This is a genomic window from Shewanella sp. SW32 (assembly GCF_025653365.1).
In the GTDB taxonomy this organism is placed as follows: Bacteria; Pseudomonadota; Gammaproteobacteria; order Enterobacterales; family Shewanellaceae; genus Shewanella; species Shewanella oncorhynchi.
In genome coordinates this window covers 35,844-57,022 of the sequence record NZ_JAKKSJ010000033.1, presented here as the reverse complement: position 1 = coordinate 57,022, position 21,179 = coordinate 35,844, and the positions used below count along the sequence as shown (strand labels likewise).

General features: G+C 45.6%; 16 protein-coding genes and 2 rRNA genes. 15 read left to right on the top strand and 3 right to left on the bottom strand.

Annotation, left to right across the window (positions count from 1 at the left end):
* The 3 genes from L5M28_RS18280 to L5M28_RS18270 form a co-directional block, all read left to right on the top strand.
* Positions 1–146 (top strand): 23S ribosomal RNA (locus L5M28_RS18280); the annotation flags it as partial.
* Positions 147–283: 137 nt separating this feature from the next.
* A 5S ribosomal RNA gene (rrf, locus tag L5M28_RS18275) occupies positions 284–399 on the top strand.
* 311 nt (positions 400–710) lie between these two features.
* Positions 711–1,985, top strand: coding sequence for a CinA family nicotinamide mononucleotide deamidase-related protein (locus L5M28_RS18270; protein WP_219251827.1), 1,275 nt, complete (start codon positions 711–713; stop codon positions 1,983–1,985).
* A gap of 90 nt (positions 1,986–2,075) precedes the next feature.
* On the opposite strand, the gene L5M28_RS18265 is transcribed toward L5M28_RS18270, so the two are convergent.
* Together L5M28_RS18265 and ppc are read right to left on the bottom strand one after the other, a co-directional pair.
* Positions 2,076–2,621, bottom strand: a complete 546-nt coding sequence (locus L5M28_RS18265) for a DUF1439 domain-containing protein (protein ID WP_263204120.1) — start codon at positions 2,619–2,621, stop codon at positions 2,076–2,078.
* Positions 2,621–5,290 (bottom strand): phosphoenolpyruvate carboxylase, encoded by a 2,670-nt coding sequence (gene ppc, locus L5M28_RS18260; RefSeq protein ID WP_219251825.1) that lies wholly within the window; start codon positions 5,288–5,290, stop codon positions 2,621–2,623. Before ppc ends, L5M28_RS18265 begins: the two co-directional genes overlap by 1 nt.
* 884 nt (positions 5,291–6,174) lie before the next feature.
* Here ppc and argC point away from each other — a divergent pair.
* From argC to argH, 5 genes are all read left to right on the top strand, one after another.
* Positions 6,175–7,155, top strand: a complete 981-nt coding sequence (gene argC / locus L5M28_RS18255; protein WP_263196800.1) for an N-acetyl-gamma-glutamyl-phosphate reductase — start codon at positions 6,175–6,177, stop codon at positions 7,153–7,155.
* A gap of 31 nt (positions 7,156–7,186) precedes the next feature.
* A complete protein-coding gene (argB, locus tag L5M28_RS18250) occupies positions 7,187–7,969 on the top strand; it encodes an acetylglutamate kinase (RefSeq protein ID WP_212601371.1) in 783 nt (260 codons plus the stop codon).
* Positions 7,970–7,981: 12 nt separating this feature from the next.
* Complete coding sequence (locus L5M28_RS18245) at positions 7,982–8,887, top strand: ornithine carbamoyltransferase (RefSeq protein ID WP_105250543.1); 906 nt, start codon at positions 7,982–7,984, stop codon at positions 8,885–8,887.
* Positions 8,888–8,947: 60 nt separating this feature from the next.
* Positions 8,948–10,186 carry an argininosuccinate synthase gene (locus L5M28_RS18240; protein ID WP_168826067.1) on the top strand — a complete coding sequence of 413 codons (1,239 nt, stop codon included), beginning with the start codon at positions 8,948–8,950 and terminating at the stop codon, positions 10,184–10,186.
* A 108-nt stretch (positions 10,187–10,294) separates the two neighbouring features.
* Entirely contained in the window at positions 10,295–11,662 is a 1,368-nt protein-coding gene (gene argH / locus L5M28_RS18235; protein ID WP_263196802.1) for an argininosuccinate lyase, read from the top strand.
* Positions 11,663–11,762: 100 nt separating this feature from the next.
* Here the strand turns inward: argH and L5M28_RS18230 are convergent, their stop codons facing one another.
* Positions 11,763–14,297, bottom strand: coding sequence for a penicillin-binding protein 1A (locus tag L5M28_RS18230; protein ID WP_263196803.1), 2,535 nt, complete (start codon positions 14,295–14,297; stop codon positions 11,763–11,765).
* A 188-nt stretch (positions 14,298–14,485) separates the two neighbouring features.
* On the opposite strand from L5M28_RS18230, the gene L5M28_RS18225 reads away from it, so the two are divergent.
* The 7 genes from L5M28_RS18225 to aroB all read left to right on the top strand — a co-directional run bounded on the left by L5M28_RS18225 (position 14,486) and on the right by aroB (position 21,163).
* Positions 14,486–15,565 (top strand): pilus assembly protein PilM, encoded by a 1,080-nt coding sequence (locus L5M28_RS18225; protein ID WP_105253014.1) that lies wholly within the window; start codon positions 14,486–14,488, stop codon positions 15,563–15,565.
* Positions 15,553–16,137, top strand: a complete 585-nt coding sequence (locus L5M28_RS18220; protein WP_105250539.1) for a PilN domain-containing protein — start codon at positions 15,553–15,555, stop codon at positions 16,135–16,137. The genes L5M28_RS18225 and L5M28_RS18220 overlap by 13 nt, the downstream gene beginning before the upstream one ends.
* The gene (locus L5M28_RS18215; RefSeq protein WP_105250538.1) at positions 16,134–16,757 is read left to right on the top strand and encodes a type 4a pilus biogenesis protein PilO; all 624 of its coding nucleotides are present in this window, start codon (positions 16,134–16,136) and stop codon (positions 16,755–16,757) included. The genes L5M28_RS18220 and L5M28_RS18215 overlap by 4 nt, the downstream gene beginning before the upstream one ends.
* Entirely contained in the window at positions 16,757–17,272 is a 516-nt protein-coding gene (locus tag L5M28_RS18210) for a pilus assembly protein PilP (protein WP_105250537.1), read from the top strand. The genes L5M28_RS18215 and L5M28_RS18210 overlap by 1 nt, the downstream gene beginning before the upstream one ends.
* A 21-nt stretch (positions 17,273–17,293) precedes the next feature.
* Positions 17,294–19,345, top strand: a complete 2,052-nt coding sequence (locus L5M28_RS18205) for a type IV pilus secretin PilQ (RefSeq protein WP_113941458.1) — start codon at positions 17,294–17,296, stop codon at positions 19,343–19,345.
* Positions 19,346–19,561: 216 nt separating this feature from the next.
* Positions 19,562–20,077, top strand: coding sequence for a shikimate kinase AroK (aroK, locus tag L5M28_RS18200; RefSeq protein WP_006083542.1), 516 nt, complete (start codon positions 19,562–19,564; stop codon positions 20,075–20,077).
* A gap of 9 nt (positions 20,078–20,086) precedes the next feature.
* Positions 20,087–21,163, top strand: coding sequence for a 3-dehydroquinate synthase (aroB, locus tag L5M28_RS18195; RefSeq protein WP_113941457.1), 1,077 nt, complete (start codon positions 20,087–20,089; stop codon positions 21,161–21,163).
* The last annotated feature ends 16 nt before the right edge of the window (positions 21,164–21,179 follow it).

Below are 21,179 nucleotides of genomic sequence, written 5' to 3'. Positions count from 1 at the left end.
GCGGGAAGCGAGCCCTAAGATGAGTCATCCCTAGGAATTTAATTCCTCTAAAGAGCCGTTCGAGACTAGGACGTTGATAGGCATGGTGTGTAAGCGTTGTGAGGCGTTGAGCTAACATGTACTAATGACTCGAGAGGCTTAACCATACAACCCAGATGGGTTTTACAAAGAAGCCTTAGACAGAATATCGACACTTGATAAAGTTAAAGACTCAACAGAAAATCAGCTTTCCGAATTATTATTAACGTGAGCCAGAGATGGACACGGTAATAAACAGAATTTGCTTGGTGACAATAGCCTTGTGGAACCACCTGATCCCATCCCGAACTCAGAAGTGAAACGCAAACGCGCCGATGGTAGTGTGGGGTCTCCCCATGTGAGAGTAGGTCATCGCCAAGCGCCTAATTATCTCATTGAGATGTAACCAAGCCAGCTGAATAAGCTGGCTTTTTTGCGTCTGTAATTTGTTAAATCCAGCCTAGTATCTATTCAATTAGTCAGTTTTCCTCCTTTTTTCTCTCCTTAACACTCTCTTTCACTCTTCATGACATCAATAATAAGTAATAGTTGTCGGTTATTTGTACGGTTATTTTGTCAATGCTCCGATTTTGCTACAGCTATCTTAGTTTTCGATCGAGCCTAGCTATTGCTATTAGTTAAGCGGTTACTTACCTTATGTTTTAATTTATTGGGGTAGATAAGGATCTGAGATGAAGTTAGAGATGATTTGCACTGGGGAAGAAGTGTTGGCGGGACAGATTGTTGATACCAACGCCGCTTGGTTTGCCAGTACTATGATGGAGCATGGTGTCGAGATCCAGCGTCGAGTGACCGTCGGCGATCGTCTTGAGGATCTGATTGCGGTTTTCCAAGAACGTAGCTTACATGCCGATGTGATTCTCGTTAATGGTGGTCTCGGGCCGACGAGTGATGATATGTCTGCTTTAGCGATGGCGAAGGCGAAGGGCGAACCATTGGTTGAGAATGCGGAGTGGCGTGAGCGTTTAGAGGAGTGGTTTACCCGTAATAACCGTGAAATGCCTTTAAGTAATCTCAAGCAAGCTATGCTACCAGCCTCAGCTGTGATGGTTGATAACCCTGTGGGAACCGCTTGTGGTTTTAGAGTTAAGCTTAACCGCGCTTGGTTATTCTTTACGCCAGGTGTGCCTTTTGAGCTGAAGCACATGGTTACAGAGCAGTTTGTGCCCTTTATTCGTGAAGAGTTTAACCTTGATGCTAAGGTCGCCTTAAAGAAACTATTGACCATAGGCCAAGGTGAGTCCGCTTTGGCAGATAAGTTAGAACCGCTAGAGCTGCCAGAAGGCATTACTATTGGTTACCGCTCTTCTATGCCGCATATTGAGATTAAGATTTTCGCCCGTGGCGAGAAGGCGATTGCAGTATTACCTCGCGTCGCTGGGCACATCAAAATGGTGCTGGGTACTGCGGTTGTTGCGGAAGATAAAGCCACTCTTGCCGAAGAAATTCATTATAAGCTACTTAACTCAGGCTTGACCTTAAGCGTTGCCGAGTCTTGCACTGGCGGCATGATCACCAGTCAGTTAGTTGATTTCCCTGGCAGTTCATCTTACTTACAGCACGGATTAGTGACTTACAGTAATGAATCTAAAGTGCGCGTGTTAGGTGTTAATCCTTCAACCTTAGATGATCATGGTGCTGTCTCTATTGCGACTGTGGAAGAAATGGCTAAGGGGGCAAGGCAAATTTTAGACAGTGATTATGCGCTGGCAACCAGTGGAATTGCGGGGCCCGATGGTGGCACAGATGAGAAACCTGTGGGCACTGTGGCGATCGCTTTAGCAACTCGCGGCGGTGTTTATAGTCAAATGATTAAACTACCGAGACGTTCACGGGATCTGGTACGCAGTTTAAGTGCTGCTGTGGCTTACGATATGCTAAGACGTGAGCTTTTAGCTGAAGCTGTGATCGTCGATTATCAGTCGATTGGGCGATTCAGTAAGTAACTCTTATACGGGTATATATCCGTTTATGCCCGCCAACAAAAATGCTCCCGAGGGAGCATTTTAACTTCTACAGAGATACAAAATGGCAGATTATTTAGTGAACTTAAGCACTAATTTGCCTGGGGCAACTTGAATGCTTTCGGTCATTTTTGCCATCAGTGCTTGGTTACTGTCCTTGGTATCTAGTACATACACAGGCTGGTTTTCTAAGAATTGCCTTAGATAACCCATCACCTGCGGCGTGGTACTGCTAATCGCTTTTTCAATATCCTTGGGCGTTGATTCCACTTTGACTAATTCGAGTTGGCGCAGATAGACACTGTGCGTTGCGCTGTCATACCAAGGCTTGGCTTCGAAAGTCGTCGTGAGTTTGGCACTCAATGGAAAGATCGGATTCTTAATTGATACTTGAGTTGTGGCACTTACGCTCATAGTGTCAGGTTTTGCACCTAGCTTGACACTGATGTCGTTAATGCGTACTTCTGCGCCAACTAATTGATTGCTTTGTTTAATCTCAAAATGGATCTCTTTACTGAGGTACTGCTCCATTTCATGCTCGCTGATACTGTACTGCGAGACGCAGCCGCCAAGCAGTACAGTCAGTCCCAAGCAAATCGTGCGGGAAAGTTTTTTCATTAACCAGTGTTTCTCATACCCGCTGCCACACCTGCAATGGTCAGCATTAGCGCTAACTGTACATGTTCAGACGCAGGAGTTTCGGTTGTTTCCTTACGTGTCCGCGCTAATAGCTCGGTTTGTAAGAAGTTTAATGGATCGATATACGGATTTCGCAGTTTAACTGATTCGCGATTCCACGGTGTATGCGCCATTAAACTATCCGATTTTGTCAGCTCAAGCACGACTTTAATGCCCAGATCTAAGCGTTGGCGCAAGGTTTCGCCTAAGTGATGCAATTCCTTAGGTACTAAACAGGTTTCGTAGTAGCGGGCCAAATTAGGTTCCGCCTTGGCGTAGACCATTTCCAGCATTGAAATGCGAGTGCTGAAGAAGGGCCATTCCCGCTCCATATCTTGCAGTAAGCCCATCTCACCGCGTTCACTGGCGGCTTGTAGTGCTTCACCTGCGCCGAGCCATGCAGGTAACATCAAGCGGTTTTGCGACCAAGCAAAAATCCATGGAATGGCTCGCAGGCTTTCAATCCCACCATCGACACGACGTTTGGCTGGACGGCTGCCGAGTGGCAGTTTTCCTAATTCCACTTCTGGCGTTGCCGCGCGGAAATAAGCCACAAAATCAGGTTCATCACGCACTATGCCACGGTAAGCACCCACTGATTCTTCAGCGATACGTTGCATGCAATTGCGCCATTCTTGCTTCGGCTCTGGCGGTGGTAATAGGGTTGCTTCCAATACGGCCGAGGTATACAGGGCCAAGCTTTGAACCGCGAGTTTTGGTAAGCCAAACTTGAAGCGGATCATTTCGCCCTGCTCAGTGACACGAATACGGCCATCTACCGAACCTGGTGGTTGCGATAGAATCGCTTTGTGTGCAGGACCACCCCCGCGACCAATGCTGCCACCACGGCCATGGAATAATGTGAGCTTGACGCCCGCTTGTTTACAGACCGCCACTAACTGCTCTTGGGCGTAATACTGAGCCCAAGCCGCCGCCATGACACCGGCATCTTTAGCAGAGTCAGAGTAACCAATCATGACTTCTTGCATGCCTTTGGTGTAACCACGATACCAGTCGATATCGAGCAAATCGGTAATACAGGCCGCGGCGTTGTTTAAGTCACTTAAGGTTTCAAACAGCGGTACCACACGCATGGGGTGCGAACAGCCCGTTTCTTTGAGTAACAGTAAAACCGTTAAGACATCCGATGGTTTACCTGCCATCGAAATCACATAGGATCCGAGTGCTTTTGCCGGATGTTTAGCAATCAAACGACAGGTATTAAGCACTTCGGCCACATCGGCCGAGGGTTGCCAGTTACTTGGGATCAGTGGACGACGGTTGCTGAGTTCGCGTAATAAGAAGGCTTGCTTCTCAGTCTCGTCCCAATGGTTGAAATCACCCATGCCGAGATAGCGAGTTAACTCGGCGAGCACATCGCTGTGACGGCTGGCATCTTGGCGAATGTCGAGCCTGAGCATATGAATGCCAAAGCAGGCGAGACGGCGGAGAATGTCGAGCAATAAACCGTTGGCAATTAAGCGCATACCGCAGTCGGTTAAACTCTTATAGAGCATTTCTAGCGGCGCTTTGAGATCGCTTTCTTGCCAAATCAGGCTCGACTTATCGACTTCAGGATTGTGGCCTTCGATGCGCGCATTCAAATAATCTATGGTATCGCGCAGTCTTTGACGAATAGATCGCAGCACGTGGCGGTAAGGTTCGCAGCTGTTATTGGTATAAGCCTTTAACTCATCATTGGCTTCTTCCATCGACAGTTCGCCGACCAGCAGCACGATATCTTTTAAGAATAATCTGGCGGCAGCATGGCGGTTACGGTCGAGCACCTCTTGGGTGACTTTTGCGGTAACAAACGGGTTGCCATCGCGATCGCCGCCCATCCAGCTTGAAAAGCGCACTGGCGCGATATCAATCGGTAATTGTTGTCCTGTACGTTGCTGCACTCGATCGTTAAGTTGTCTTAAGAAGTCAGGCACCGCATGCCAGAGTGACTCTTCAATGGTGGATAATCCCCAGCGGGCTTCATCCACTGGAGTGGGGCGCTCGCGGCGGATCTCATTGGTGTGCCATATTTGCGCGATTAATTGGCGCAGGCGCAGATTGATCTGTTGACGTTCTCTATCCGACAGTTGGTCGTTTTCTTGCTCTGTTAAGCAGTCGACAATGGCGGCGTATTTTTGGATCAGGGTGCGACGGGAAATTTCAGTGGGGTGCGCTGTTAGTACCAGATCGATATCCAGTGTTTTTAGACAGTCGAGCATTTTAGCTTGGTCGACACGACCATTGAGCATGCGGCCTAGGAGTTGTTCCACTGGGTCTGGTACGCAGACAAGTTCGTCGCAATTACGACTGATAGTATGAAATTGCTCGGATAAGTTAGCTAAGTTAAGAAATTGGTTAAAAGCTTTTGCAAAAGGGACTAATTCTTCGTCTGGCAAAGCTGTCAGTAACTCGAGCATTTGCTCTCTGGCGGCTTGATCGCCTCGGCGTGAGTCTTTGGCAAGCTTACGGATCTGTTCAACCTTCTCAAGAAAAGAGTCCCCAAGATGGGTACGCATAGTATCACCAAGGATTTGGCCTAACATACTCACGTTCGATCTTAATGACGCATACATATCTGTCATATTGTCTGCCATGGTTACTGACATAGTTACTCCGAATAGAAAAACATGAAAATTCGCTTTGTATATACCCAAACAACCTGAAGATGCAGGATTCAGCGGGAGTTTAATGCACTTTAGGCAAGGCAGTTATTTGCAGGCCTAGCGGGCTAAGTTAAAAATAACCAACGCAGCATAAAGTGCGTTAAAACCCGCCGGGACGGAGCACCTAGGGCACTCCACTTCCGTGTTGCATCAATTTAAAAGGTGGCCGACATTCTTTCATTGATGCGCCTTGAATTGAAGCACCCTAGGCGCTCTGAAACTCGTATCTTCAGGTAGCTTGGGTATATAGCCCGTTAGCACAATACCTATCACTTGGGGCTATGGTCAACAGCAGAACTTATAACTTATACGACTGGCTTATCCGATATGCAACCAATCACGGTATTTGATGAAGAATATTCAATAGAAATGCGAAGTCACGCAATATTTTTTGATGATTAGTGCAAGTGAATATGAAGTGCATCATTTTATGCTTTGCAGACATGTATCTTAGCTGTTAATGAAAAGGACTGATTTGGCTCATATTGACCCTGGATAACTGAGTTATTAACGAGTTAGCTGAGTGGGCGGCGTGTTTTCGATATCCCAGTTTGAGCTTAAAATATGAAAATAAATTAAAAATATATATTCACATATATTGCATAAGTAGATCTTTGTGGTAGTCTAGCCATCAGTTGAGATGAGTCACCCCCTGTGACCTGTAGAGTGAATATCATGATGCACAGCATTAACCTGACAGTGAATAAAATAACAACCTATTACGATTTCCTGCGACGATAGTCTTGTCATCATAGATATGCGCGGTTGCGTGTAAGCTATTCATCTACTCTTTAAGTTTCTTTGATTCGGTTAATAAGACAAAAAACATGAAAAATATCGCCATTATTGGTGCCAGTGGTTACACAGGCGCGCAACTGACCGCTTTAATCCATGCAGAAGCAGATCTGACGATTCAGGGTTTGTATGTTTCTGAAAACAGTTTAGATAAAGGTAAACCTTTAGCGGATTTGTATCCTAGCTACAGCCATATCGCATTAACGCTGTCGCCATTGTCCGATGAAGCTAAGGCAAAAATCGTTGCCGAAGCCGATGCTGTGGTGCTCGCGACTGAGCACTCGGTGAGCCTGCATTTAGCGGCTTGGTTTTATAGCCAAGGGTTAGCGGTATTCGATTTAAGCGGTGCCTATCGTTTCAGTGATGTGGCGCAATATCCGAAGTGGTATGGCTTTGAGCATGAATATCCTGAAGTTTTAGCCAAAGCCGTGTATGGCCTTGCCGAATGGAATGCTAAAGAAATCGCTGCGACTAAGATGATTGCCGTGCCAGGTTGTTACCCGACCGCATCATTGACAGCGTTAAAGCCGCTAGTGAGTTTACTGACATCGGCTTATCCGGTTATCAATGCCGTGAGCGGCGTAACAGGGGCGGGCCGTAAAGCGCAGTTACACACCAGTTTTTGTGAAGTGAGCCTGACACCTTACGGCGTATTAGGCCATAGACATCAACCCGAGATCGCCACTCAACTTGGCCAAGAAGTGATATTTACCCCGCACCTTGGCAACTTTAAGCGTGGCATTTTAGCGACCATTACTGTGCAGCTAAAACCAGACACTACGACTGCCGATGTGGCAGCGGCCTATAGTGTATATGACCAGGCGCCATTGGTAACCGTAAAGCACAATCAGTTCCCGAAAGTGGACGATGTGGTGCTGACACCTAACTGTCACTTAGGTTGGAAGTTTGATGAGAATAGTGGTTACTTAGTGGTAGCCAGTGCCATCGATAACTTGATGAAAGGTGCTGCCAGCCAAGCGCTGCAATGCATAAAGATTCATTTTAACCTTTAATTGTTCATCCTTATTTAAGAGAGTCGTCAAGATGTCTACAAACAACTCAGTATTAGTGCTTAAAGTGGGCGGCGCGCTGCTGCAATGTGAAATGGGGATGGCGCGATTGATGGATACGGCTGCGGCTATGTTAGCCAATGGTCAGCAAGTGTTGATGGTGCATGGCGGCGGCTGTCTGGTGGATGAGCAGCTAGCAGCGAATGGTATGGAAACCGTCAAGTTAGAAGGTTTGCGTGTGACTCCGCCTGAGCAAATGCCGATTATTGCCGGCGCACTTGCGGGTACTTCGAACAAAATTCTTCAAGGCGCAGCGACTAAGGCTGGCATTGTGAGTGTGGGCATGAGCCTCGCCGATGGCAATACTGTTTCGGCTAAGATTAAAGATGAGCGTTTAGGCCTAGTGGGCGAAGTCACGCCAAACGATGGCACTTATCTTAAGTTTATCCTCGAGCAAGGTTGGATGCCGATTTGTAGCTCCATCGCCATGATGGACGATGGCCAAATGCTTAACGTTAATGCAGACCAAGCGGCGACGGCATTAGCCAAATTAGTGGGCGGCAAGTTAGTGCTGCTGTCGGATGTTTCTGGGGTGCTCGATGGTAAAGGCCAGCTCATCCATAGTTTAAATGGCAAGCAGATAGCAGACCTTGTTAAGCAAGGTGTGATCGAAAAGGGAATGAAGGTCAAAGTTGAAGCTGCGCTCGAAGTAGCACAGTGGATGGGGCAGGCGGTACAAGTTGCCTCGTGGCGTGATGCAAGCCAACTAATCGCATTAGCAAAAGGTGAAGCCGTAGGAACACAAATCCAACCATAAGTGGAGTAGGTTATGAAGCATTTACTATCGATAAAAGACTTAACCCAGCAGCAGTTACAGGATCTAATTGCCTTGGCAAAAACGATTAAAGCCAATCCGGCTGAGTATCGTCATGCGCTGGATGGCAAGAGTGTGGTGATGTTATTTGAAAAGCCCTCACTCAGAACACGCGTTAGCTTTGATATCGGTATTAATAAGCTCGGTGGCCACTGTTTATACCTAGACCAGCAAAATGGTGAACTGGGAAAACGGGAATCGGTTGCTGACTTTGCTTCTAACCTGTCATGTTGGGCCGACGCAATTGTGGCGAGAACCTATTCACACACCACTATCGAACAATTAGCCGAGTTCGGCTCAGTGCCCGTGATCAATGCGCTGTCGGATCTTTATCATCCTTGCCAAGCCTTAGCTGACTTTTTAACACTGGCAGAGCAGTTTGAGGATGTCAGTAAAGCTAAATTAGCTTATGTTGGTGATGGTAATAATGTCACTAACTCGCTGATGTACTGTGCGGCTATTCTCGGTGCCACCATGACAGTGATCTGCCCTGCGGGTCACTTTCCTGATGGCTACGTAGTGGCAGAAGTGCAAGAGCTCGCCAAACGATATGGCGGCAAGATAGTGCTGACTTCAGATATCGATGCGATTGAAGGTCACGACGCTATTTATACTGATACTTGGATTTCAATGGGCGATCCAACGCCTTTGTCGGATATCAAAGCGAAGTTTGCACCATACCAAGTAAACAAAGCTCTGATGGCGAAAGCGGGCGCTAACTTTTTTATGCATTGTTTGCCCGCCCACCGTGGTGTAGAAGTAACAGATGAAGTGATGGACGGTGCAGGATCCTTAATTCTGCAACAAGCCGAAAATCGGATGCATGCCCAAAATGCGGTACTGGTAACCTTATTTAGTTAAATTAACCCTGTTTAGCAGCCTGTTTTCTCCTAGGTGAGAAACGAGTCATAGGAATTTAAGATGTCTATCGAGATAAAAAATACTGGCGTGAAAAAAGTGGTTTTAGCCTATTCAGGTGGTCTAGATACCTCGGCCATTATTCCTTGGTTAAAAGAAAACTACGATAACTGCGAAATCATCGCATTCTGCGCCGACGTTGGCCAAGGCGAAGAAGAGCTGGTTGGCTTGACTGAAAAAGCTTTAGCTTCAGGTGCTTCTGAATGTCATATCGTCGATCTAAAAGAAGAATTCGTTAAAGACTATATTTACCCAACGATTGCGAGCGGTGCGATTTACGAAGGCACTTATTTACTCGGTACGTCAATGGCGCGTCCTATTATTGCCAAAGCGCAGGTTGAAGTGGCTCGTAAAGTGGGCGCCGATGCTCTGTGTCACGGTTGTACCGGCAAAGGTAACGACCAAGTGCGTTTCGAAGGTTGCTTCGCCGCATTAGCACCTGATTTAAAAGTGATTGCACCATGGCGTGAATGGACTATGCAGAGCCGTGAAGATCTGCTGGCCTATTTAGCTGAACGTGACATCAAGACGTCAGCGTCAGCGACTAAAATCTATAGCCGTGATGCCAACGCTTTCCATATTTCCCATGAAGGTGGTGAGTTAGAAGATCCATGGAACGAGCCAAGCAAAGGCGTATGGACACTGACTGCCGATCCTGAAGATGCACCGAACAAGCCTGAATATGTGTCGCTAGAAGTAGAACATGGCCGTATTACTAAAGTGAATGGTGAAGCCCTAACGCCTTATGCTGCACTGATGACATTAAACGCGATTGCTGCGCCACACGGTGTGGGTCGTATCGACATCACTGAAAACCGTTTAGTCGGCATGAAGTCTCGTGGCTGTTATGAAACACCCGGCGGCACTGTGATGTTCGCAGCACTACGTGCGATTGAAGAGCTTGTACTCGACAAGACTAGCCGTAACTGGCGTGAGCAAGTCGCCGCACAAATGGCGCATTTAGTGTATGACGGCCGTTGGTTCACACCACTGTGTAAGTCACTGTTGGCAGCATCTGAGTCATTGGCTGAGTCAGTTAATGGTGAAGTTGTGGTAAAACTCTATAAAGGCCAAGCGAGCGCAGTGAAGAAACGTTCACCCAACAGCTTGTACTCTGAAGCGTTTGCCACCTTCGGTGAAGATCAAGTTTACGATCAAAAGCATGCAGAAGGCTTTATCCGCCTGTACTCATTAGCGAGCCGCATCCGCGCACTCAACGCTAATGACGTTAAGGGTAAGTAATAGGTCGTGTAAAAGGGCGCCTAGCGCCCTTTTTTGTTTTTAGGTTTTGATTTAGTTTTTGATTCAGATGAGTCGATTTTAAATAAGCAGTGAGTAAGGGGAGTTAGCATGGCTTTATGGGGTGGAAGATTTCAGGGCGAAACGAGCGCGCTATTCAAATTATTCAACGATTCGTTGCCTGTGGATTATCGCTTGTTCGAACAGGATGTGGTCGGCTCCATTGCTTGGGCGGATGCGATTGCCAGCGTGGGAATTATCACAGCCACAGAATGCAGTGACTTGAAAAAAGCGCTTAATGACTTACTGGTGGAAGTACAGGGCGATCCGGCGATTATTCTCGCCTCGGGCGCTGAAGATATTCACAGTTTCGTCGAGTCGGCCTTGATTGCCAAAGTGGGCGATCTCGGTAAGAAATTGCACACCGGTCGTAGCCGTAACGATCAAGTTGCCACCGATTTAAAGCTTTGGTGTCAATCCGAAGGCAAAGCATTACTCGCGCGCCTTCAAGGTTTACATGCTGAATTACTGGCGTTGGCTGAGCGTGAATTTGATGCGGTAATGCCGGGTTATACTCACTTGCAGCGCGCGCAACCTGTGACATTTGGCCACTGGTGTTTAGCGTATGTGGAAATGACTGAGCGGGATATCAGCCGTTTAAGCGATGCGTTAACCCGCGCTAATACCTGTCCTTTAGGTTCTGGAGCATTAGCAGGCACAGCTTATAAGATGGATCGACATGCTCTGGCCGCGGCGCTGAATTTTGCCTCGCCAACGCTGAATAGCTTAGATAGCGTATCAGACAGAGATCACGTGGTAGAGCTTTGTTCAACCGCATCGATCAGCATGATGCACTTAAGCCGTATGGCTGAAGATTTGATTTTCTTTAACTCAGGTGAAGCGAACTTTATTTCCCTGAGTGATGAAGTGACTTCGGGTTCATCCCTGATGCCACAGAAGAAAAATCCTGATGCATTAGAGCTTATCCGTGGTAAAACGGGCCGGGTTTATGGCAGCTTAGTGGGCATTCTCACGACGATGAAAGCGCTGCCTTTGGCGTACAACAAAGATATGCAGGAAGATAAAGAAGGCCTGTTTGACGTGGTCGATAGCTGGGCAATTTGCCTCGATATGGCGGCGTTAGTGTTGTCAGGTTTGAAGGTCAATCGTCCTAATGCACTGTTAGCCGCACAGCAAGGTTATGCAAATTCTACTGAGCTTGCTGATTATCTCGTGTCTAAAGGTATGCCTTTCCGTGAGGCGCACCATGTTGTGGGTGAAGTCGTGGTTGCTGCGATAGCGAAGCAAATTCCGCTCGAGGATTTCTCCTTGGCCGAATTAAAAACTTTTGCCGCTATCATTGAAGATGATGTCTATCCAAATCTGACTATTGAAGCTTGTTTAGCGAAACGTGACGTGCTCGGTGGTACTGCATTGCCACAAATTCAGCAGGCGATTGCGGCCAAGAAAGTACGTTAGCGAGTTATTCAAATCCACAATTCAAGCCAATAAAAAACGCGACATTAGGTCGCGTTTTTTATTGGGCCACAATTAGTGGTAATGACTTTTTAGCATTTGTTTATTGGAATAAATCATCGGTTGGTGCATCGATGAATAAATTGTTTTCATCCTGAGTTTCGCTGATGTATTCCTTCGGCTCTGTACCTGAAATAAAGTACTCGAACGCACTGGTATAGTCGGTTTTACGGGTCAGTTTACCCGTCGCTAAATCGATGCGTACCGAAACTATGCCTTCTGGTGGAATCGAGGTTGTTTCAGGTGTGCCTTGTAAGACACTGTTCATAAACTCGTTCCAGCCCGGACCAGCTGTTTTCGCACCCGCTTCGGCGCCAGTTATCTGATCTTTTTCGCCGTTTGCATTCCATGCGGTTCTACCCAGTTGGCGACCGTGATCGTCGAAACCGACCCAGAAGGTGCTAGTGATGACTGGGCTAAAACCACTGAACCAAGTGTCGCGCGATTCGTTGGTAGTACCCGTTTTACCTGCAATATCATGGCGCTTAATCAATTTTGCCGCGCGCCAAGCCGTACCTTGCCAACCCGTGCCTTTACTCCAATCGCCGCCGCCCCAGATCACGCTCTTCAGTGCTTCGGTAATGAGGAATGCCGTTTGCTCTGAAATAATTTGCGGAGCGTAGCGACCAGTTTGTTCGAAACACTGCGCAACGGGGGCACTAGGTTCAGCACTAGAGTCTCCACTTACGCTGAACGCCATAGGATCGCTCGGTGTAACTGGTTGGCTAAGACTTTGGCTAGGCTTACAGGCCAATGTAGGGTTCGCTTTTTCGATAACATTGCCGTAAGCATCTTCTACGCGATCAATATAGAAAGGTTCGAGTAAGAAACCGCCATTAGCAAATACGTTAAATGCAGTAACTACTTGCAATGGCGTGACTGAAGACGAACCTAATGCAATCGATTCGTTGCGAGGTAAGTCGTTAGGATCAAAACCAAATTCAACAAGTTGAGCAATGGTTTCGTCGAGTCCGACATGTCGCATTGCACGCACAGACATAACGTTAATAGATTGCGCTAAACCCACACGTAAACGAGTGGGGCCGCCATAGATATCGGGTGAGTTTTTAGGGCGCCATGCAGTGCCTTGGCTGATATCAGGTTTATTAATTGGCGCATTGTCTATGAGGGTCGCTAAGGTAAAGCCTTTCTCTAATGCTGCGGCATAGATGAAAGGTTTAATATTCGAACCTAATTGACGTTTCGCTTGAGTCACTCGGTTGTATTGGCTTTGGCTAAAGCTATAACCACCAACTAAAGTGCGAATAGCACCATTTTTGGGGTCGAGTGATACTGTTGCGCTGGCGACTTCTGGTACTTGCGATAGTTGCAAATATTGGCCGTTATCACGGATCCAAATACGCTCGCCGACCTTGAGCATGTCAGAAGCTGATTTCGGTACACTGCCTTGACGCTTATCAGTAATAAACTTACGTGCCCACTTCAATCCATCCCAAGTAATGACTTTAGTTTCGCCTTTGGCGGTCATTATACTGGCTTGCTGATCTGCAATGCTGATGACTGCGGCGGGTTGCAATTCTTGTACTGAAGCAATCTTGGCTAGTTCAGTTTTGATTTGAGCAGGCTCAGGTTTTTCGTCCGTCCACAATACGGCAGCAGGACCACGGTAGCCATGGCGTTCATCATAGGCATAGACGTTATTACGCAGTGCCTGTTGAGCTTTAAGTTGTAGATCCGATGAGATAGTCGTATAGACGTTGTAGCCATTGGTATAGGCCTCTTCTTCACCGTACTTCTGTACCATGTAATCCCGAGCCATTTCAGAAATATAAGGGGCATAGAGATCAATTTCAGCGCCATGATATCTGGCCACCAATGGCTCTTGTAGTGCCGCTTGGTATTCGGTTTGGCTGATGTAGCCGACTTCATTCATCCGCATGAGGACGACATTACGGCGAGCCAATGCACGCGAAGGTGACGTGATTGGATTGAGTGTAGAGGGCGCCTTGGGTAGGCCTGCAATAACGGCCAGTTCAGATAAGCTGAGTTCCTGCACGTTTTTACCGAAATACACTTGCGCAGCAGCCCCAACACCGTAGGCCCGTTGGCCTAAGTAAATGCGGTTTACGTAGAGCTCTAAAATTTCATCTTTGGTGAGTAACTCTTCAATATGATAGGAGATAAAAATCTCCTTCACTTTACGAATAATAGTCTTATCGCGGGTTAAGAAGAAGTTACGTGCGACCTGCATGGTAATCGTACTCGCACCTTGCTTTTTCTCGCCAGTGGTCAACATCACTAATGCAGCGCGAAGCACGCCAACAGGATCTATACCACCATGTTCATAAAAGCGGGCATCTTCGGTTGCGATAAACGCCTGTAGCAGAGGTTTTGGCACTTCGTCTAACGTTAGTGGAATGCGACGTTTCTCACCGAATTGAGAAATAAGTTTGCCGTCACTACTGTAAATACGTAAAGGTGTTTGAAGTTGCACATTTTTTAGTGTTGAAACATCCGGTAAATCCGGCAAAACATAAAAGTATGCTGCCACAATGGCGCCTACGCCCAAAAGGGCTAGACTGAATAGTGCTATAACAATACGTTTTAACCACTTCACCAAAATTTATCCTAATGTTCTGTTAAGTGCGACAGTATATAAGGCGCACACGTCTTGGTGAAGTAAAAACGTGAGACTCACAAAATAGCATTTGTAAAATGATGAAACATTCGATACAAGTAAGTATAACAAGTTGATTTTGTGCTAATCTCTTTTACTGAAATATAAATAAAAAAGTGACAATGGATATGCTTTCAAATTTATGGAAGCGTCAGGCTCCGCAGATGGTGGGAATCGATATCGGTTCCCATGAAGTTAAGGCCATTTTGTTGAGTAAGACTGCTGACGGATACAAAATATTGAGTCATGCCGCGGTACCCATTAAGAAGGGGGCCGTTAACGATCATGATATTCGTGATGCTGATGCCGTTGTTGAATGCCTTAAGCAAATAAAACGTAGCCTGCCTAAATCCGTTAAATATGCCGCTGTTTCTGTTTCGGGTTCTGCTGTGATGACGAAAGTGATCTACATGGATGCCTCCCTTAGTGAGGAAGAAATGGAGGCACAGATAGAAATTGAAGCCGATAACCTTATTCCGTATTCACTCGATGAAGTTAGCATAGATTTTGAAACGCTAAACGTAAACAGTACCGATCCTACTAAAGTTGATGTGCTGTTGAGCGCATGCCGCACTGATAATATTGATGTCAGAGTCGATGCGCTGGATAGCGTGGAACTTGAGGCTAAAGTGGTGGATGTTGAAGGTTACGCTTTAGGTCGAGCTGCCGAGTTAATTCTGGCTCAGCTTCCAGAAGGAGCGAAACATAAAGCCGTCGCTATGGTTGATATCGGCGCGAATATGACGACTTTCTCTGTGGTTGAATCGGGTGAGACGACTTTTATTCGTGAGCAAGCTTTCGGTGGTGAGCAATTTACTCAGTCAATATTATCCTTCTATGGCATGTCTTATGATCAAGCTGAGAAAGCAAAGATTGAAGGCGACTTACCACGAAATTATATGTTTGAAGTTTTGTCACCTTTTCAAACTCAGCTATTACAACAAATAAAACGTACGCTGCAGATTTATTGCACTTCCAGCGGTAAAGATAAAGTCGACTACCTCGTATTATGCGGTGGGACATCTAAATTAGAAGGTATGGCTAATTTACTGACGAATGAATTGGGTGTTCACACTATTATCGCCGATCCTTTTCAAGGGTGTTTGCATGCCGATGAGTCTGTTAAAAGTGCGCTGCAACCTACAATCAGCAAATATATGGTTGCTTGTGGCTTAGCATTGAGGAGTTACGGTCAATGGCGAACATAAACCTACTCCCTTGGCGAGAAGAGGCGAGAGAAAAACAAAAGCGCGACTATATTGGTATTTTAGCGGCAGTATTTTTAGCGTCGGCGATTTTAGTCTATGTCGCAGTCTCTTTATTAGATGTTATGACAGATGAGCAAAAAGCACGTAACGCTTATTTGCAATCGGAAATCAGTCTGCTTGAAACACAAATTTCTGAGATCAAGAAAATTACTGAACGTAAGAAAGATATTGAGCGGCGTACAGAAATTATTCTTAATCTACAGCAATCCCGTAATTTGCCTACTCACGTGTTAGATGAGCTTGTTCGAATTGTACCTCCAGGAATATATCTATCTAGCCTAGAGAAAAAGGGCAGTTTGTTGCTGATTGAAGGGCGTAGTGAATCGAACAATAACGTCGCCAACATGATGCGAAAAGTGAAAACTTCCGAATGGTTAACCGATCCTAATATGCAATCGATCGTGACCCAAAATGAAGAGTTACGGCAATTACAGCGTTTTAGTTTGAGAGTCACTATTAAAGGCGCGAGTGTAGATGAGCCTGAGAAAATGACAAAAGGAGCGAGTAAATGAAACTCGATCTAAGTCAATTTAATGATATCGACTTTGAAAATATTGGTGGTTGGCCAAATCAAGTTAAAACCTTTTTCGCGATCCTTTTAGCACTCTGTGTTTTTGCTGCGGGATATTTCTTGGTCGTCTCCGATTCGGTAGATATTTATACCGCAGAGCAAGATAAAGAAGTGCAGCTCAGAGATGATTTCAAGAATAAGTATCAACTTGCGGCAAATTTAAAACTCTACCGAGATCAGCTAGCGACGATGGAAGTACAGTTTGCAGAGTTACTGAAGATGCTGCCATCTGAAAATGAAATGCCAGGTTTGCTAGACGATTTAACTTTTGTGGCTACGGATGCAGGACTCAAAATTAATAGTTTGAATTGGGAGGCCGAAATTCAGCGGGATTTCTATATTGAGTTTCCAATTAAAATGTCTGTGACGGGAGATTACCATCAGCTAGGTAGTATGGTGAGTGGTGTCGCTAAGCTGCCGCGTATCGTTAGCCTCCATGATTTCACCATTAAGCGAGATGAAGCCGGCAACTTAGCAATGGATATCTTAGCCAAGACATATCGCTTTAAAGAAGGGGCTGAATTACCGCCTGAAAAACCTGCTAATAAGGGGAAGAAATAATGAAATTCTTACCTTTGTTAGCCTTGAGTCTTTTTTTAATGGGTTGTGTTGGCGATCGTAGTGATTTAGAGCTATTTGTTACTACAACCAAAGCGCAACACGTTGCTCATATCCCGCCCTTGAAAGAGCCGCCAAGATTTGAGCACTTTGCCTATCAAGCCGAGTTAATGCGTAGCCCTTTTGTACCACCTTCACGTGAGTTAACGGAAGAAGTTGTTGATACCAGCAAAGATTGTTTACAACCGGACTTAAAGCGTCGAAAAGGACGATTAGAAACTTATCCTTTAGATAATTTAAAAATGCGTGGCACCTTAAGTGAAGCCGATACAACTTGGGCGTTAGTTGAAACAAATGACGGCAGTGTTTATCGGATGGGCGTTGGTGAGTATTTAGGTCTGTTTAATGGACGCATTTCTAAAGTTACTTCACAAAATGTCGAAGTAGTAGAATTAATTCCAGATGGTTCAGGTTGTTGGTCCGAAAGGACGAGCAATTTAGAACTTTCTGGAGAATAACGAGCGAAGGATGAGGGAATAATGAAATCTTCTGCCGCGATAAAAGTCCCGTTAATTTCTTCAGGCTTAATCAAGTCTGTTATTGGGATCGCATTGGTATTTGGAATTTTGCCATCGAGTTATGCTGCAAACCGATTAATGGATGTTAAGTACCATGCCTTGGTTGACCATCAGTTAGAGCTAGAGTTGGTATTTGAAGAAGCGGTAACACCGCCAGTTATTGACTCTAATGCCTCGCCTGCAGAGCTCGTATTAACCTTTGATAATAGTATTTCTGGTTTATCTAAGGATCGCTTACCCATTAATCAAGTCGGTGTAACTGACATGATGACTGAGCAGCAAGATACTCGTCTTAAAGTCACCTTAGGTATGTCCAAAGTGAAACCTTACCAAGGTTCAGTCATGGGTAACTCATATCGACTCACTATTAATGATGAGGTTGCAGGCGCTCAGACTCAGGCAGAAAATCCCTTCGTTAATAGCATTAAAAATATCGATTTTCGTCGTAATGAAAATGGTGGCGGTGAGTTATTGGTCTATTTGAATAACCGCTCTGTTGCCGTTAACGTTGAGCAAGTGGGCGCTAAACTCGAAGTTAAGTTATATAACACTGATATTAATAGTGATCTGCTTTATGTTATGGATGTGAAAGATTTTTCAACGCCAGTAAAAAGCTTCGAGACATTTAAAGAAGATCTAACAACGCGCATTTTAGTTGATATTGCTGGTGAATATGAGTTCAGTTATAAGCAAGAGGATAATCTCTTTAGACTCTCTATGAATAAAGTTGAGAGAGTTGCCGCCAAGAAAGATGTTAAAAAATACAATGGCCGTACTTTATCGCTTAACTTTCAAAATATCCCTGTACGTACTGTTTTGCAGATCATTGCTGACTATAACAATTTTAACTTAGTCACGAGTGATACTGTTGAAGGCAACATCACCTTGAGGTTGGACGATGTGCCCTGGGACCAAGCATTAGATTTGATTCTACAAACCAAAGGCCTAGATAAGCGTATCGAAGGCAACATCTTAATGGTGGCACCGAGCGAAGAGTTGGCTATTCGTGAAAGCCAAAATCTCAAAAATAGGCAAGAAGTTAAAGAGTTAGCACCTTTGTATTCTGAGTACTTGCAAATTAACTATGCCAAAGCGATCGACATTGCTGAGCTGCTGAAAAGCGCAGATTCTAGCTTACTATCGCCACGCGGCTCAGTTGCGGTCGATGAACGTACCAACACTGTACTCGTGAAAGATACGGCAGAAACGATTGAGAACATCCATCGTTTAGTCGAAGTACTCGATATCCCTATTCGTCAAGTACTGATCGAGTCACGTATGGTAACGGTCAAAGATGATGTCTCTGAAGACTTAGGCATACGTTGGGGCGTAACGGATCAGCAGGGCAGTAAGGGAACCTCTGGTACATTAGAAGGTGCTCAGAGTATTGCCAACGGCATCATTCCAACTCCAGACCAACGTTTAAACGTTAATTTGCCTGCGGCAGTGACCAATCCAACAAGTATCGCATTCCACGTTGCTAAGTTGGCAGATGGTACTATTCTTGATTTGGAATTGAGTGCGTTAGAGCAAGAAAATAAGGGTGAAATTATCGCCAGCCCTCGTATTACCACCTCTAACCAAAAGGCGGCTTATATTGAGCAGGGTGTGGAGATCCCTTATGTGCAGTCGACTTCAAGCGGTGCAACCTCGGTCACTTTTAAGAAAGCCGTGTTGTCCTTGCGAGTTACACCACAAATTACACCTGATAACCGCGTTATTTTAGATTTGGAAATCACCCAAGACTCTCAGGGCAAGACGGTTGACACACCAACGGGCCCCGCTGTCGCCATCGATACCCAGCGTATTGGCACTCAAGTGCTAGTTGATAACGGTGAAACCATAGTCCTTGGTGGTATTTATCAGCAAAACTTGATCAGCCGTGTGAGTAAAGTCCCTATTCTCGGTGACATTCCCTTAGTCGGTTTCCTGTTTAGGAACACAACAGACAAAAATGAGCGCCAAGAGCTACTTATTTTCGTAACCCCAAAAATAGTCGGTGAGAAGATCTAAGCACTTGCTATGTATCGACTAAAGCCAGCAGTGATTGCTGGCTTTATTATTACTGGAATACAATTCTTTGCATAAATAGCGCACATGGCTTGCCATAGTAGACCCTAAGCTGAGATAATCCTCGGTCAAGTCTCATAAGAGCAAGGTAACATATAGGTCGGCTTGATGTTGAGTCGATATAGGCATACTTTTCAATAAGATTCAGACGTACAAGAAATGGCTGAAAAACGTAATATTTTTCTGGTAGGCCCTATGGGCGCAGGTAAAAGCACAATTGGTCGCCATCTGGCGCAAATGCTGCATTTAGAATTCCACGATTCGGATCAAGAGATTGAACAACGCACAGGCGCTGATATTGCTTGGGTGTTTGACGTCGAAGGTGAAGAAGGCTTCCGTCGTCGTGAAGCTCAGGTTATTGCTGATTTGTCTGAGAAACAAGGTATCGTCCTTGCCACCGGTGGTGGTTCAGTACAAAGCAAAGATATCCGTAATCATCTGTCTGCTCGTGGCATTGTGGTTTACCTGGAAACCACTATCGACAAACAGGTCGCTCGTACTCAAAGAGACAAGCGACGCCCATTATTGCAAGTGGATGATCCTCGAGAAGTGTTGGAGAATCTTGCAGAGATCCGTAATCCATTGTACGAAGAAATTGCCGATGTGATTGTCAAAACCGATGATCAAAGCGCAAAGATCGTCGCAAATCAGATCATTGAGCAATTAGGTTTTTAGGCAGAATTTATGAAGCAAATTCAGGTTGATTTAGGTGTACGTAGTTATCCCATTTACATTGGCCAGAATTTGATGAGTGATGGCGAGACTTTGTCTCGCTACCTGCTTAAAAAACGTATTCTTATCGTCACCAATGAAACTGTCGCGCCTTTGTATCTTAAACAGATACAAGAGACGATGGCTTCGTTTGGTGAGGTAGAGAGTGTTATCCTTCCCGATGGCGAACAATTCAAAGACTTAGCACATCTAGATACTATTTTTACTGCATTGCTGCAGCAAAACTATGGTCGAGATTCTGTGCTGGTGGCTTTGGGTGGTGGCGTGATTGGTGATATGACGGGCTTTGCCGCGGCATGTTATCAACGTGGGATCGATTTTATTCAAATTCCGACAACTTTATTGTCGCAGGTGGATTCTTCCGTCGGCGGTAAAACGGCTGTTAACCATCCTCTTGGTAAAAACATGATTGGGGCCTTTTATCAGCCACAAATCGTGCTTATCGATACTTTATGTTTACATACGCTTCCAGCGCGCGAGTTTGCGGCGGGAATGGCGGAAGTCATCAAGTATGGCATCATGTGGGATGCTGATTTTTTTCAATGGCTTGAAGATAATGTAACGGCGCTAAAAACCTTAGATGCCGAAGCATTAGTTTATGCTATCTCTCGTTGCTGTGAGATTAAAGCCGATGTGGTTAGCCAAGATGAAACTGAGCAGGGCGTGCGTGCTTTGTTGAATCTGGGTCATACCTTTGGTCACGCGATTGAAGCCGAAATGGGCTACGGTAATTGGCTGCATGGTGAAGCCGTGTCAGCTGGCACAGTCCTTGCTGCTAAAACAGCTAAGGCACTGGGGCTTATCGATGAGTCAATAGTTTGTCGTATCATACAGTTACTACAAGCTTTTGATCTTCCAGTGAGTGCGCCGGAATCTATGGATTTCGACAGTTTCATTCAACATATGCGACGCGATAAAAAAGTTTTAGGCGGTCAGATTCGACTGGTGCTCCCAACGGCAATAGGCCGCGCGGATGTGTTTAGTCAAGTCACAGAATCTACCCTTGAACAGGTTATTCGCTGCGCATAAAAACTGTGTGGTGGGC